Origin of the sequence: Brevibacterium marinum (assembly GCF_011927955.1) — a bacterium.
Classification (GTDB): domain Bacteria; phylum Actinomycetota; class Actinomycetes; order Actinomycetales; family Brevibacteriaceae; genus Brevibacterium; species Brevibacterium marinum.
The window spans coordinates 4,117,479-4,131,526 of the sequence record NZ_JAATJN010000001.1 but is presented as its reverse complement, the minus strand read 5'-3'; the positions used below and the strand labels follow the sequence as shown (position 1 = coordinate 4,131,526).

General features: G+C 59.7%; 6 protein-coding genes and 3 rRNA genes. 8 read left to right on the top strand and 1 reads right to left on the bottom strand.

Going from position 1 to position 14,048, the window contains the following annotated elements:
- The first annotated feature begins 708 nt into the window (after window positions 1–708).
- The 6 genes from BKA07_RS18550 (at window position 709) to BKA07_RS19650 (ending at window position 8,377) form a co-directional block, all read left to right on the top strand.
- Window positions 709–963: a helix-turn-helix domain-containing protein gene (locus BKA07_RS18550; protein WP_167953397.1), complete on the top strand. Its 255-nt coding sequence runs from the start codon at window positions 709–711 to the stop codon at window positions 961–963.
- A complete protein-coding gene (locus BKA07_RS18545) occupies window positions 960–2,201 on the top strand; it encodes a type II toxin-antitoxin system HipA family toxin (RefSeq protein ID WP_167952583.1) in 1,242 nt (413 codons plus the stop codon). The genes BKA07_RS18550 and BKA07_RS18545 overlap by 4 nt, the downstream gene beginning before the upstream one ends.
- 485 nt (window positions 2,202–2,686) lie before the next feature.
- Window positions 2,687–4,218: ribosomal RNA gene (locus tag BKA07_RS18540) — 16S ribosomal RNA — on the top strand.
- Window positions 4,219–4,623: 405 nt separating this feature from the next.
- Window positions 4,624–7,739: ribosomal RNA gene (locus BKA07_RS18535) — 23S ribosomal RNA — on the top strand.
- A 172-nt stretch (window positions 7,740–7,911) separates the two neighbouring features.
- Window positions 7,912–8,030, top strand: a 5S ribosomal RNA gene (gene rrf / locus BKA07_RS18530).
- Together the 16S, 23S and 5S rRNA genes form the textbook arrangement of a ribosomal RNA operon.
- 215 nt (window positions 8,031–8,245) lie before the next feature.
- The gene (locus tag BKA07_RS19650) at window positions 8,246–8,377 is read left to right on the top strand and encodes a hypothetical protein (RefSeq protein WP_280712884.1); all 132 of its coding nucleotides are present in this window, start codon (window positions 8,246–8,248) and stop codon (window positions 8,375–8,377) included.
- Between the two features lie 224 nt (window positions 8,378–8,601).
- Here the strand turns inward: BKA07_RS19650 and BKA07_RS18525 are convergent, their stop codons facing one another.
- Window positions 8,602–9,768 (bottom strand): DUF6882 domain-containing protein, encoded by a 1,167-nt coding sequence (locus BKA07_RS18525; RefSeq protein WP_167952581.1) that lies wholly within the window; start codon window positions 9,766–9,768, stop codon window positions 8,602–8,604.
- A gap of 250 nt (window positions 9,769–10,018) precedes the next feature.
- On the opposite strand from BKA07_RS18525, the gene BKA07_RS18520 reads away from it, so the two are divergent.
- Together BKA07_RS18520 and BKA07_RS18515 are read left to right on the top strand one after the other, a co-directional pair.
- Window positions 10,019–11,752, top strand: a complete 1,734-nt coding sequence (locus tag BKA07_RS18520) for an ABC transporter transmembrane domain-containing protein (protein ID WP_167952579.1) — start codon at window positions 10,019–10,021, stop codon at window positions 11,750–11,752.
- A gap of 1 nt (window position 11,753) precedes the next feature.
- Complete coding sequence (locus BKA07_RS18515; protein ID WP_245162010.1) at window positions 11,754–13,916, top strand: ABC transporter ATP-binding protein; 2,163 nt, start codon at window positions 11,754–11,756, stop codon at window positions 13,914–13,916.
- The last annotated feature ends 132 nt before the right edge of the window (window positions 13,917–14,048 follow it).

The following is a 14,048-nucleotide window of genomic DNA, read 5'->3' as shown; positions in this document are numbered from 1 at the left end:
CTTCTGGCCACTGATATCAGTGGGTGGTGACTGGTGTCGTGGAGGGGCACCGGTATCGGCCCTGGCCGCGGGTCCACGGAGGCCCCACCCACTTCGGGAGGGGAACTCAAACCGATTGCTGCTCAGGTTGCGGGCACGCCGAGGAACCAGCACACGGCCTCCAGATTACCGCGGCCCTCGTATCCGTTGCCTATGTCCAGAGGCCCACACGTGGCGTAAGGAACGATGTCCTCGCAGGTGTTGTCGACCCCTCAACCGGTCTGTGAATGGCCTCGGCGCGCACAATACCTGTCGCTCTATAGAGCCGGCTGTCCTCGCCGTATGATACTCACCCTCTCACCCTCTCTCCCTTCTATGCATCAGTCCCCTCAGTCGAATATGGCTTGGTGAAGGTCGCCGGCGCAGTGAGGCAACAAGATGCTCAATAGTTCTTCGCGCAGGCCGACTCAGCGACCTGGTAGGAGTGCCGAACCGGAGTCGGTCCTCGATTCGAGCTCCGGGCAGTCGAATCAGAGCAGATATACATGTGAAGATCGTAGAGTCCGACCGCTGGTCGCTGAAGTCCAGGTCAAGACCCACGTACGGCAGGCAATTGATGCACCTCGTAACGTCGCGTATTCTGTTCATTAAGGTATTTGGCGAGTTGAAAATTACTCATTAAGGAACACTGTGGATATAACGAGAAGAGTCGGACGTCGGCTCGGCGATATGGGCGGGTCGGTGCGTCGCTGGCGTCTGATGCAAGAACTCAGGGCAGAGGAGCTTGCCGAACGCGCCGGTATTTCCCGGTCGACACTGCAGAAGATCGAACGTGGAGACCCCGGAGTCTCTATCGGTGCTGTGATGTCCGTGATGCAATCACTGGGACAACTCGACCATGTAGCTGAAGCGTTCGACCCACTCAGCACGGACTTGGGCCGGCTGCGGTCCGCGGAGAGCCTGCCCGATCGGATCCGTCGATGAGCGAGCAGATCCGCGTCGAAATGGACGGAGACGGACAGCCCCTATTCGTGGGAACTGCGTACTTTCATATTTCGCGAACCCAGATATCGACGACCTTCAAATACGCGGACGAGTACTTGACTCACCGTGGGGCCTATTCGATTGATCCCGAACTTCCGTTGTCGACAGCGCCTTTCACTGTTCCCGGACTGCCGGGTGCCTTCGGCGACTGTGCACCCGACAGGTGGGGTCGGAACTTGGTGGCCAAGCAGCATCGGAAGATGGTCAGCGATGGAGCGGCTCGCGATCGCCGACTCACCGAAGTCGATTATCTGCTCGGCGTCAGTGACACGACCAGACAGGGCGCGCTCCGGTTCAGGCGCTCAGCCGATGCCGAACACCTCGGCGCCGACGGTCACGTGCCGAAGATGGTGTCGCTCCCCGAGCTGCAACGTGCTGCCGATGACGCCGCGGAGGGTTCGCACGTCGCGATCAAACGGCTGCTTGACGCTGGTACCGGTTCGCTCGGGGGTGCTCGACCCAAGGCCTCAGTGGCCGGCGACGACGGGAGTCTGATGATAGCGAAGTTCTCACGATCCACCGACGAGTGGAATGTCATCGGCTGGGAAGCACTTGCCCTCGAGCTGGCGATGCGGGCGGGCATAGATGTGCCGAAGACTCGTCTGCTGAGCATTGAAGACCGGCCTGTGTTGGTCCTCGGTCGTTTCGACCGGTTCAACGACCATCGCATCGGCTACATGAGCGCAATGACAGGTGCGGGGCTGCGTGATGGTGATCCAGCGGACTATCTGGACATCGTTGAGGCGATCGAAGACGTGAGTCGACAGTGGCGGTCTGACTGCGCTGCCCTGTATCGGCGTGTTGCGTTCTCCGTCGCCATTCACAACACCGACGATCACCTGCGCAACCACGGATTCCTGCGTGGCGAAGCGGGCTGGGAGCTCAGCCCCGTCTTCGACATCAATCCTGAGCCGTCGCTTGTCGTCGAACGGCAGACAGCGATCAACGGTGCGACAGAGGCGGACCAAGAGCCTGAAGCACTGCTCGAGCTGGCTCCGCTGTGCCACCTCACGACTCACGCCGCGCGAGAGATTCTGAATGAGGTCGCCGAGGCGGTCGCCGGTTGGCGCAATCTCGTACCGGCGATGTCGATTCCGTCCGCAGAGAAGGAAGCGGTGGGAGACGCGATCGATGTCCAGCTCGGACGGATTCGCGATGTGCTCCGTCGTGCGTACTGAATGCCGGAGGCATCTTTTCGGCTTTACGGTGGCGGTGTGGTGGGGGTCACTGTGCGAGATCGGGTTTGGAGTTGCACGTGGCTGTTCGTCTGGTCTAGAGTTGTATCTCGTTGCCCCGCAGAAAACGAGTTCTTCGAGATTGGTTTTCACCGGGTGTGACCAGCACAAACAGGGTTTGGTTGACTGGTTTACACGCGGTCGGGGAGCGATAATTTGAAACTGGCGCCCCCAGTGAACGTGATCGTTTGTGCGGTTGTGGTGATGGGTGTGTGTTTGTGGTTTGAGAATCCAATAGCGTATTTGTTTGAACAGATAGTGATGCCAGAATGATTTGTTTTCTGGTGAGACAATCACACGGTTCAACCATGTGAGCCTGGTCCCTGCTTCGGGGGCTGGTTCGTGGGTTGGGTCGTGGTTTGTGGTCAGCTGGGTCACCCCGTGGCTTGGTTGGCTGTCTTGCTGGGATTAGTACTGGAACATAATTTTTTATGGAGAGTTTGATCCTGGCTCAGGACGAACGCTGGCTGCGTGCTTAACACATGCAAGTCGAACGCTGAAGCCCTGGTGCTTGCACCGGGGTGGATGAGTGGCGAACGGGTGAGTAACACGTGAGTAACCTGCCCCTGACTTCGGGATAAGCCCGGGAAACTGGGTCTAATACCGGATATGAGCATGGCCCGCATGGGTGGTGCTGGAAAGTTTTTTCGGTTGGGGATGGGCTCGCGGCCTATCAGCTTGATGGTGGGGTAATGGCCTACCATGGCGACGACGGGTAGCCGGCCTGAGAGGGCGACCGGCCACACTGGGACTGAGACACGGCCCAGACTCCTACGGGAGGCAGCAGTGGGGAATATTGCACAATGGGGGAAACCCTGATGCAGCGACGCAGCGTGCGGGATGACGGCCTTCGGGTTGTAAACCGCTTTCAGCAGGGAAGAAGCCTGACGGTGACGGTACCTGCAGAAGAAGTACCGGCTAACTACGTGCCAGCAGCCGCGGTAATACGTAGGGTACAAGCGTTGTCCGGAATTATTGGGCGTAAAGAGCTCGTAGGTGGTTGGTCGCGTCTGCTGTGGAAACGCAACGCTTAACGTTGCGCGTGCAGTGGGTACGGGCTGACTAGAGTGCAGTAGGGGAGTCTGGAATTCCTGGTGTAGCGGTGAAATGCGCAGATATCAGGAGGAACACCGGTGGCGAAGGCGGGACTCTGGGCTGTAACTGACACTGAGGAGCGAAAGCATGGGGAGCGAACAGGATTAGATACCCTGGTAGTCCATGCCGTAAACGTTGGGCACTAGGTGTGGGGGACATTCCACGTTCTCCGCGCCGTAGCTAACGCATTAAGTGCCCCGCCTGGGGAGTACGGTCGCAAGGCTAAAACTCAAAGGAATTGACGGGGGCCCGCACAAGCGGCGGAGCATGCGGATTAATTCGATGCAACGCGAAGAACCTTACCAAGGCTTGACATACACCGGATTGGGCTGGAAACAGTCTTTCCCTTTTGGGGCTGGTGTACAGGTGGTGCATGGTTGTCGTCAGCTCGTGTCGTGAGATGTTGGGTTAAGTCCCGCAACGAGCGCAACCCTCGTTCTATGTTGCCAGCACGTGATGGTGGGAACTCATAGGAGACTGCCGGGGTCAACTCGGAGGAAGGTGGGGATGACGTCAAATCATCATGCCCTTTATGTCTTGGGCTTCACGCATGCTACAATGGCTGGTACAGAGAGATGCGAGACCGTGAGGTTTGAGCGAATCCCTTAAAGCCAGTCTCAGTTCGGATCGTAGTCTGCAATTCGACTACGTGAAGTCGGAGTCGCTAGTAATCGCAGATCAGCAACGCTGCGGTGAATACGTTCCCGGGCCTTGTACACACCGCCCGTCAAGTCACGAAAGTCGGTAACACCCGAAGCCGGTGGCCCAACCCTTGTGGAGGGGGCCGTCTAAGGTGGGACTGGCAATTGGGACTAAGTCGTAACAAGGTAGCCGTACCGGAAGGTGCGGCTGGATCACCTCCTTTCTAAGGAGCGCACATTTAGAACCCCATCGAGGCAGCCGTTCGTGTTGTCTGGTGGGAGCTCATGGGTGGAACATCACTATTATCGCTCACACCTACCAGCGTCGTTGGGGTACCTGCCCTGTCGACGAGGTTTCGGGGGTGGGCTAGAGCAGATACGTTATTGGGTCCTGGAATCACAAGCCCCGCACTGTGTGTGTGGGTGTGGTTTCTTCCAACAGGACCGACCCGTCCTGGTCCGGCAGCCGATGGTTGTGTGGTCTGGGGTGGTGTTTGGTAGTGGTTTGAGAATCGTATAGTGGACGCGAGCATCCACAACCCATTCGTGGGTTGTGATGTAATGTGATTTTTCTTGTGAAATCTTAGAGTGTTTTTTCGCGCATACGCATACAACCCTCTAGAGGGGGTGTGTGAGTGTGTAAGAGCGCATGGTGGATGCCTTGGCATCAGGAGCCGATGAAGGACGTGGAAATCTGCGATAAGCCTCGGGGAGCCGATAAACGGGCTGTGATCCGAGGGTGTCCGAATGGGGAAACCCCGCCACTCGTGAGGGTGGTGACCCGCATCTGAATGTATAGGATGTGTGGAGGGAACGCGGGGAAGTGAAACATCTCAGTACCCGTAGGAAGAGAAAATAAGAATGATTCCGGGAGTAGTGGCGAGCGAAACCGGATGAGCCTAAACCTTGTCAGTGTCAAGCGTGCTGGTGTTGCTGGCTGGGTGTTGTAGGGGTGTGCGTGGTTCGGTCCAGCATGGCCGAGACGTTGAGTGTGGTGCGTGTAGTCGAATCTGGTGGGATCCAGGACCGGAGTGGGTGAGAGTCCCGTAGGCGAAACATGTGGCGCCGGCGTTGCGTGCGTGCCCGAGTAGCACGGTACTCGTGGAATGTCGTGTGAATCTGCCAGGACCACCTGGTAAGGCTAAATACTTCCTGATGACCGATAGCGGATAGTACCGTGAGGGAATGGTGAAAAGTACCCCGGGAGGGGAGTGAAAGAGTACCTGAAACCATGTGCTTACAATCCGTCAGAGCCCCCGTTGTTGGGGTGATGGCGTGCCTTTTGAAGAATGAGCCTGCGAGTTAGCGGTGCGTGGCGAGATTAACCCGTTGTGGGGTAGTCGTAGCGAAAGCGAGTCCGAACAGGGCGGTATAGTCGCGTGTCCTAGACCCGAAGCGGAGTGATCTAGCCATGGGCAGGGTGAAGCGTGTGTAAGAGCGCGTGGAGGCCCGTACCCACTTCAGTTGAAAATGGAGGGGATGACCTGTGGTTAGGGGTGAAAGGCCAATCAAACTCTGTGATAGCTGGTTCTCCCCGAAATGCATTTAGGTGCAGCGTTGCGTGGTTCTTGCCGGAGGTAGAGCTACTGGATGGCTGATGGGCCCCACCGGGTTACTGACGTCAACTAAACTCCGAATGCCGGTAAGGTTCAGCGTGGCAGTGAGACAGTGGGGGATAAGCTTCATTGTCGAGAGGGAAACAGCCCAGACCATCAACTAAGGCCCCTAAGCGTGTGCTGAGTGGGAAAGGATGTTCAGTTGCGAAGACAACCAGGAGGTTGGCTTAGAAGCAGCCATCCTTGAAAGAGTGCGTAATAGCTCACTGGTCAAGTGATTGAGCGCCGATAATGTAGCGGGGCTAAGTACACCGCCGAAGTTGTGGCAGCATCCCGAATAAGCCGTAATGGTGGGGTGTTGGGTAGGGGAGCGTCGTGCTGGCTGTGAAGTTGCCGTGTGAACGAGTGGTGGAGCCGGTACGAGTGAGAATGCAGGCATGAGTAGCGAAAGACGGGTGAGAAACCCGTCCACCGGATGACCAAGGGTTCCAGGGCTAGGCTAATCCGCCCTGGGTAAGTCGGGACCTAAGGCGAGGCCGACAGGCGTAGTCGATGGACAACCAGTTGATATTCTGGTACCGACACACAACCGACAATACCAAAACACACGAAACTAACTTCCTCACTCACCCGTGGCGTCTTCGGATGTCTGGTTGGTGTGTGGGGTGGGACCTGAGTGTGGAGTCGGTAAGCGCGAGGTGTGACGCAGGAAGGTAGCCAGGCCACGCGATGGTAGTCGTGGTCTAAGGTTGTAGCACGTGGGGGTAGGCAAATCCGTCCCCGCATGTGGTGTGAGAGCTGATGGGCGCCCCACAGTGGTGGGGTGATCTGGTGATCCTATGCTGCCGAGAAAAGCATCGGCGTGAGGGTGTGTGTTGCCCGTACCCTATAACCGACACAGGTGGTCAGGTAGAGAATACTAAGGTGATCGAGAGAATCGTGGTTAAGGAACTCGGCAAAATGCCCCCGTAACTTCGGGAGAAGGGGGACCATCCCGGTGAACCACCCTGAGCGGTGGGATGTGCTGGTGGTGGTCGCAGAGGCCAGAGAGAAGCGACTGTTTATTAAAAACACAGGTCCGTGCGAAGATGTAAGTCGATGTATACGGACTGACGCCTGCCCGGTGCTGGAAGGTTAAGAGGACCCGTTAACAGGTTTCCTGTGAAGCGGAGAATTTAAGCCCCAGTAAACGGCGGTGGTAACTATAACCATCCTAAGGTAGCGAAATTCCTTGTCGGGTAAGTTCCGACCTGCACGAATGGCGTAACGACTTCTCTGCTGTCTCAACCACGAACTCGGCGAAATTGCATTACGAGTAAAGATGCTCGTTACGCGCAGCAGGACGGAAAGACCCCGAGACCTTCACTATAGTTTGGTATTGGGCTTCGGTGTGGTTTGTGTAGGATAGGTGGAAGACTATGAGGCCTCGACGCTAGTTGGGGTGGAGTCGATCGGTGAAATACCACTCTGACCATTCTGGATTCCTTAACTTCGGACCCTGATCGGGTTCAGGGACAGTGCCTGATGGGTAGTTTAACTGGGGCGGTTGCCTCCTAAAGAGTAACGGAGGCGCCCAAAGGTTCCCTCAGCCTGGTTGGCAATCAGGTGTCGAGTGTAAGTGCACAAGGGAGCTTGACTGTGAGACGGACGTGTCGAGCAGGAGCGAAAGCTGGGACTAGTGACCCGGCCATGGCTTGTGGAAGCGTGGTCGCTCAACGGATAAAAGGTACCTCGGGGATAACAGGCTGATCTTGCCCAAGAGTCCATATCGACGGCATGGTTTGGCACCTCGATGTCGGCTCGTCGCATCCTGGGGCTGTAGTCGGTCCCAAGGGTTGGGCTGTTCGCCCATTAAAGCGGTACGCGAGCTGGGTTTAGAACGTCGTGAGACAGTTCGGTCCCTATCCGCTGCGTGCGTAGGAAATTTGTGGAGGCCTGTCCTTAGTACGAGAGGACCGGGACGGACGAACCTCTGGTGTGCCAGTTGTACCGCCAGGTGCATGGCTGGTTGGCTACGTTCGGGATGGATAACCGCTGAAAGCATCTAAGCGGGAAGCCTGCTTCGAGATGAGATTTCCAGCCCTTTGTTGGGGTGAGGTGTCCCATAGATGATGGGGTTGATAGGCCGGGTATGGAAGCACTGTGAGGTGTGGAGTTGACTGGTACTAATACGCCGATCACTCACATAACCCTTTTCTTTTGTGGGGGTGGTGTGTGCGGGTAATGCTTTGAGGTTTGTACGAGAGTCATGTGTGACGGTTATGTTGCATGGTGGTGTTCGCGTTCGCTGTGCGGTTCTTGGACTGCTACTTTCATTCTTTGAGCATGTGGTTGTTCGGATGAGTGGTGGTCTGGTGGTTTTGCGGTGGTGATAGTGGTGGGGAAACGCCCGGTTAACCGTTCCGATCCCGGTAGCTAAGCCCATGCGCGCTGATGGTACTGCAACTTGGTGGTTGTGGGAGAGTAGGTTGCCGCCGCAATAAATTTGTGAAGGAGGGGCTCTGTCCGTATGGACGGGGCCCCTTCTTCTTTTTTGTGGTGTGGGGTGGTGTTTCGTCTTCTGGCCACTGATATCAGTGGGTGGTGACTGGTGTCGTGGAGGGGCACCGGTATCGGCCCTGGCCGCGGGTCCACGGAGGCCCCACCCACTTGGAGTAGTGGCATCCTCATTACTTTCGGCCGGGCTTCGGAGGCGGTGGCGCTGCCCGATTACGCCGACGCGCTCGTGAAGCACGGGGGAGACGAGCCCTATGAGGTCATCTCCTCATCCCGGATATCCCTCGCCCCTGCCGATTCCACTCCGGTCGAAACTCCGGAGCTGCCTTGAGCGGGCACGTTTCGACGAGCAGGATACTCCCTCGCACCCCCTGATGGAGCTCACCCATATTGGCGATCGTACGCCAGCGATGACTCCGGACTCCGGAGACGGCCCAGCGACCGGCAACGGGCTCGATCTGACTCGCACCCCCGATCCTGAACGACGGTACCTGGACGACCGTGTGTTCAGCCGGGGATCGCGTGAAGCCAGGCAGCGTCACGCTGCCTGTTCGATCAGCGGCCGAAGAGCTTCGAGAACAGGCCCTTCTTCTTTTTGGGCTCCTCAGACTTTTCCTCTGTGGCACCCGGCGTGCGGCCATTATCCTGGGACTCATCCTCAGCGGCGGTGTCAGCCTCGCGCTCCTCGACCGTCTGCTCCTCGGATCCGGACTCGGACGTGGGACTAACGGCACCTTGTGCACCGTCGTCGGACGGGGCCACCTCGGCGGTGGAAGGGGGTGATGTCATCGCTTCCGACTGCTCGGGCGTCGCATCGGCAGGTGTCGGCTCCGTCGATGCCGACGCCGTTGCACCTACGCCGGCTGCAGTGTCATCCTCGCCACGTTGCTGTGCCGCACCTGCGGGTTCGGCCGCTGGACTTGGTGCCGGGGCTGGTGTCTTCTCACCGGCCTCGGGGGCCGGAGCAGCCGTGTCCGCTGCTGTCGTCTCCCCTGGGGCCGTCCCGGTGGCCTGCGCGTACTGTTCGGCGGCTTCACTCTCGAGTGGTGCACCGATCTCACAGTTGGAGATACGGCGCTGTTCGTCGAAGGACAGGTCGGCCGCGCCGTCGGCGAAGAGCAGGCGCAGTCCGCCCTCGGACAGTTCCGCGGTGGGAATGTTCCGCTTGTCGACGTACGTCTCGAGCGCGGCGCGATGATCCGTCACCGTCGTCTGCGTCAGTCCCTGCATGAGCGCGCGCACCGTGGTCTTTACGCGCGGTTCGGGCAGGGTCAGCTCCGGGGCGTCTACAAGCAGCCACACCGTCGTCCCCGCACCTGCCGCGGCCGGATAGTGAGCCCATTTTCCCGTCGCCTCCTTCGACGCCAGCGTCAGTCGCAGAGCCAGCTCCTCATCGAGCTCGAGCTCGGCCGTGACCAACTCAGCAACCTCCTCGGCGGCGCCGAATTTGCGAATATCGTGGGCCAGGCCGACGACCGACTCGGGGAACTCATTGATGTTGTCCCAGCCCCACAGCCACGTACTCTGCCCGCTCGACTCCGAGCCGAGCAGATGCGGGCGGCCGCGTAGGACAGTCCCGTCGGAGGAGGTGAAGGTCAGATGCGGATCAGAGGTGAAGTCGACCTCCCATTCCGCATCGGCGATCAGGGCGCCGAAGTGCGTCTGCATCTCGGTGGAGAAGAAGACGGCGCGATTGACGAGGTCCTGCAAAGTTGTGCTCATGATTTCAAGACTAAAGGTGTCCGTCCGATAAGCGAGGAGGCACGCCCATCCACCAACGAGGTCTGTGCTGCGACCACCCCCGGGATCCGTCTGCGTCGATGTCTGTGTCAGTGCCTTGTGATGGACTGTGGGCACGGGAAGAATCGCATGCAGCTGTTGGTCGGGAGGGAAATTCATGTAGGATGACCTGTTGCGCTTTCGAATATCACATCGCGTCCTCGCGGACCATTAAACACTCTGGACGTCCAACGTGGCCCTATTGCACCTGTCCCTGAAATACGCACGGTCCTACTGGCTCTACATCGTCTTCGTCGTAGTCCTGCAGCTGGCCGCAACCATCGCAGCCCTGTTTCTGCCGAGCCTGAATGCGCAGATCATCGACCAGGGAGTGGCCAAAGGCGATACCGACTTCATCTGGTCGACCGGAATGACGATGCTCATCGTCTGCCTGGTTCAGGTCGTCACGGCGGTGACCGCCATCTTCTTCGGCGCCCGAACGGGAATGGGCGTGGGCCGAGATCTGCGGCGAGCCATCTACAGCAAGGTCGACGAACTCTCTACCCTCGAAGTCGGCAGATTCGGCAGTGCCACCCTCATCACACGCAACACCAACGACGTCCAGCAGGTCCAGATGCTGGTGCTCATGACCCTGAACTTCATGGTCTCCACACCGATCATGTGCATCGGCGGGATCATCATGGCACTGCGCGAGGATGTCGGACTGTCCTGGCTGGTGTGGGTGGCCGTGCCGACGCTGTTCATCGTCGTCGGCATCCTCGTGTACCTGCTGATGCCTCTGTTCCGCAGGATGCAGGAACAGGTCGACGACATCAACGGTGTGCTGCGCGAGCAGATCACCGGCATCAGGGTCATCCGCGCGTTCGTGCGTGAGCCCTTCGAAGCCGACCGCTATGCGGATGCCAACCGGGCACTCACCGAGACCTCGGTCAAGGTCGGCAACCTCTTCGTGCTGATGTTCCCTGCGATCATGATGATCCTCCACCTCGCCACCGCCGCGGTGCTGTGGTTCGGCGGTCATCGCGTGGACGCGGGTCAGATGGAGGTCGGATCGCTGACGGCGTTCCTGCAGTACCTGCTGCAGATCCTCGTAGCCGTGATGATGGGCGTGTTCATGATGATGATGATTCCCCGTGCCGTCGTCTGCGCCGAACGCATCGCCGAAGTCCTCGACTCCACGACGTCCATGCTCGTCCCGGACGGAGTCGAAGAACTCCCTCGCCGAGGTGACCTCGAGTTCCGCAACGTCACCTTCGGTTATCCCGGCGCCGAGGTCCCCGTCCTCGAGGATCTCAGCTTCACCGCACGACCGGGAACGACGACCGCGATCATCGGCGCCACTGGGGCCGGCAAGTCCACCATCGTCAATCTCATCCCTCGTCTGCTCGATCCCGAGGCGGGAGAGGTGCTCATCGACGGCTTGCCCGTGAGCCGGCTCAACCGGCAGCAACTGGCACAGCTGGTCGGCCTGGTGCCGCAGAAGCCCTATCTGTTCTCCGGCACGATCGCTTCCAACCTGCGCTTCGGGAACGAATCCGCCGATGACACACATCTGTGGCAAGCACTGCAAACCGCGCAGGCAGACGACTTCGTCGCCGACAAGACCCACCGGCTCGAGGAGGCCGTCGCCCAGGGCGGCACCAACTACTCCGGCGGGCAGAGGCAGAGGCTCTGCATCGCCAGAGCCCTGGCGGCGAAACCGCGGATCTACGTCTTCGACGATTCGTTCTCTGCCCTCGACGTGGCCACCGACGCCCGCCTGAGGCGTGCTCTCGACCAGACGACCGGGGATTCGACAGTTGTGGTGGTGGCTCAGCGTGTCTCGACGATCCGAGACGCCGATCAGATCATCGTCCTCGACGAAGGCCGGATCGTCGGCCGTGGAACACACGAGGAGCTCGTCGAGACGAACCCGACCTACCAGGAGATCGTCGAATCCCAGCTGGCCACGGAAGGGGTGAACTGACATGAGCGTCGAAGAAGATCACGTCTCCGACGTCGACGAAGGGGACATGTTCAGCGACACCCCGGCCAGGAAGGCGAAGCACTTCTGGCCCTCGGTCAAACGGCTGTTCGGGCTGATGACAGCGGAGAAGCTCGGACTCATCAACGTGGTTCTTCTCGTCATCGGCTCGGTCGTGCTGACCGTGATCGCCCCGAAGGTGCTGGGCAGGGCCATGGACGTCGTCTACTCCGGTGTCATCGGGTCCCAGATGCCCGCCGGGGCGAACATCGACGACATCATCGCCGGTGCCCGTGCCGAAGGCAGAGACGACTTCGCCGATATGCTGGCGACCGCCGATGTCGTCCCCGGACAGGGCATCGACTTCAACGCCCTGGGTCAGATCATCATCATCGTCCTCCTCATGTACCTGGTGGCGTCGATGCTCATGTGGGCACAGGGCTACATCCTCAACGCCCTCGTCATGCGCGTCGTCTACCGGCTCCGCGAAGACATCGAACGCACCATCAACAAGCTCCCGCTGCGATACTTCGACACCAGACAGCGCGGCGATGTGATGTCACGGGTGACCAACGACGTCGACAATATCCAGCAGGCGCTGCAGCAGGCGTTCTCCCAACTCGTCCAGTCGGCCCTGACCATCCTCGGCATCGGCGTGATGATGTTCATCGTGTCCTGGCAGCTCGCACTGTTGGCGCTCATCGCACTCCCGCTGTCGGCGATCATCGCCGGGGTCATCGGCACCCGGTCACAGAAGATGTTCAAGGCGCAGTGGAAGCACACCGGCGACGTCAACGGGCATGTCGAAGAGTCGTTCTCCGGCCTCGACGTCGTCCGTGCCTTCGGCCGCAGTGAGACCATGCTCGAGGAGTTCGACCGCCGCAACGAGTCCCTGTTCACGGCTTCGGCCGGTGCGCAGTTCGTCTCCGGAATGATCATGCCTGCAATGCAGTTCGTGTCCTATCTCAGCTATGTCCTCATCGCCGTGGCCGGTGGTCTGAGGGTGGCCTCCGGGCAGATGACACTCGGCGATGCGACCGCATTCATCCAGTACTCCCGTGAGTTCTCCCAACCGATCTCGGAGATGGCCGGTGTGGCGAACATGCTGCAGTCCGGCGTCGCTTCGGCGGAGAGGACCTTCGAACTCCTCGACGCCGAAGAAGAGCATCCCGATGACGCTTCCGTGACGTTGCCGCAGCGCACACCGGGGCGCGTCGAGTTCTCCGATGTCAGCTTTCGCTACACCGCGGACGTCCCGCTCATCGAGAACGTCTCCTTCACCGCCGAACCCGGACACACCGTGGCGATCGTCGGCCCGACCGGAGCGGGCAAGACCACTCTGGTCAACCTCGTGATGCGCTTCTACGAGATCACCGGTGGTCACATCTTCCTCGACGGAACCGACACGATGGACCTGACTCGGGCGGATCTGCGATCCCATGTGGGCATGGTGCTGCAGGACGCCTGGCTGTTCGAAGGCTCAATCCGCGAGAACATCCGGTACGGCAGGCTCGACGCCACCGATGAGGAGGTCGTGGACGCGGCCCAGGCGACGATGGTCGATCGCTTCGTACGACAGCTCCCCGAGGGCTATGACACCGTCATCGACTCCGAGGGCGGCAGCGTCTCCGCCGGAGAGCGCCAGCTGATCACGATCGCCCGCGCGTTCCTCGCGAACCCGTCGCTGCTCATCCTCGACGAGGCGACCTCATCGGTCGACACCCGCACCGAGGTCCTCGTCCAACAGGCGATGGCGGCCCTGCGGACGGACAGGACATCGTTCGTCATCGCCCACCGACTGTCCACGATCCGCGACGCAGACACCATCTTGGTGATGGAGGAGGGAGCGATCGTCGAGCACGGCAGCCACGAGGAGCTGCTGTCCGCAGAAGGAGCGTACTATCGCCTCTACATGTCCCAGTTCCGTGGGGAGGACGCGGAAGAGCAATTCACCGCCGAGGTGCTTGCCGAGTCCGAGACCGATCCCGGAGTTCTCGTCGAGGATCGCACCACCATGGAAAGCACCGACGACGCTGACCGCACCGACGACTCTGACCGCACCGACGAGGCCGACCGCACCGACGGCACGGACGATGCCGGACGGGGTGTCGACAATTCTTCGACGTCACCGAGGACACTGAGCGAGGACACAGCCACAGACTCGTGAGTTACCGCGCCTGAACGGTAACGATTTTCGGGTGGAAGCATCCAATCGTGACCTCGAGGCTCTCGAATATCGCGCTGTTGTCCGGTGGTGCGCCGTGGCCGAATGGTGTGCTGGACGCGGAGCGGACCGCTG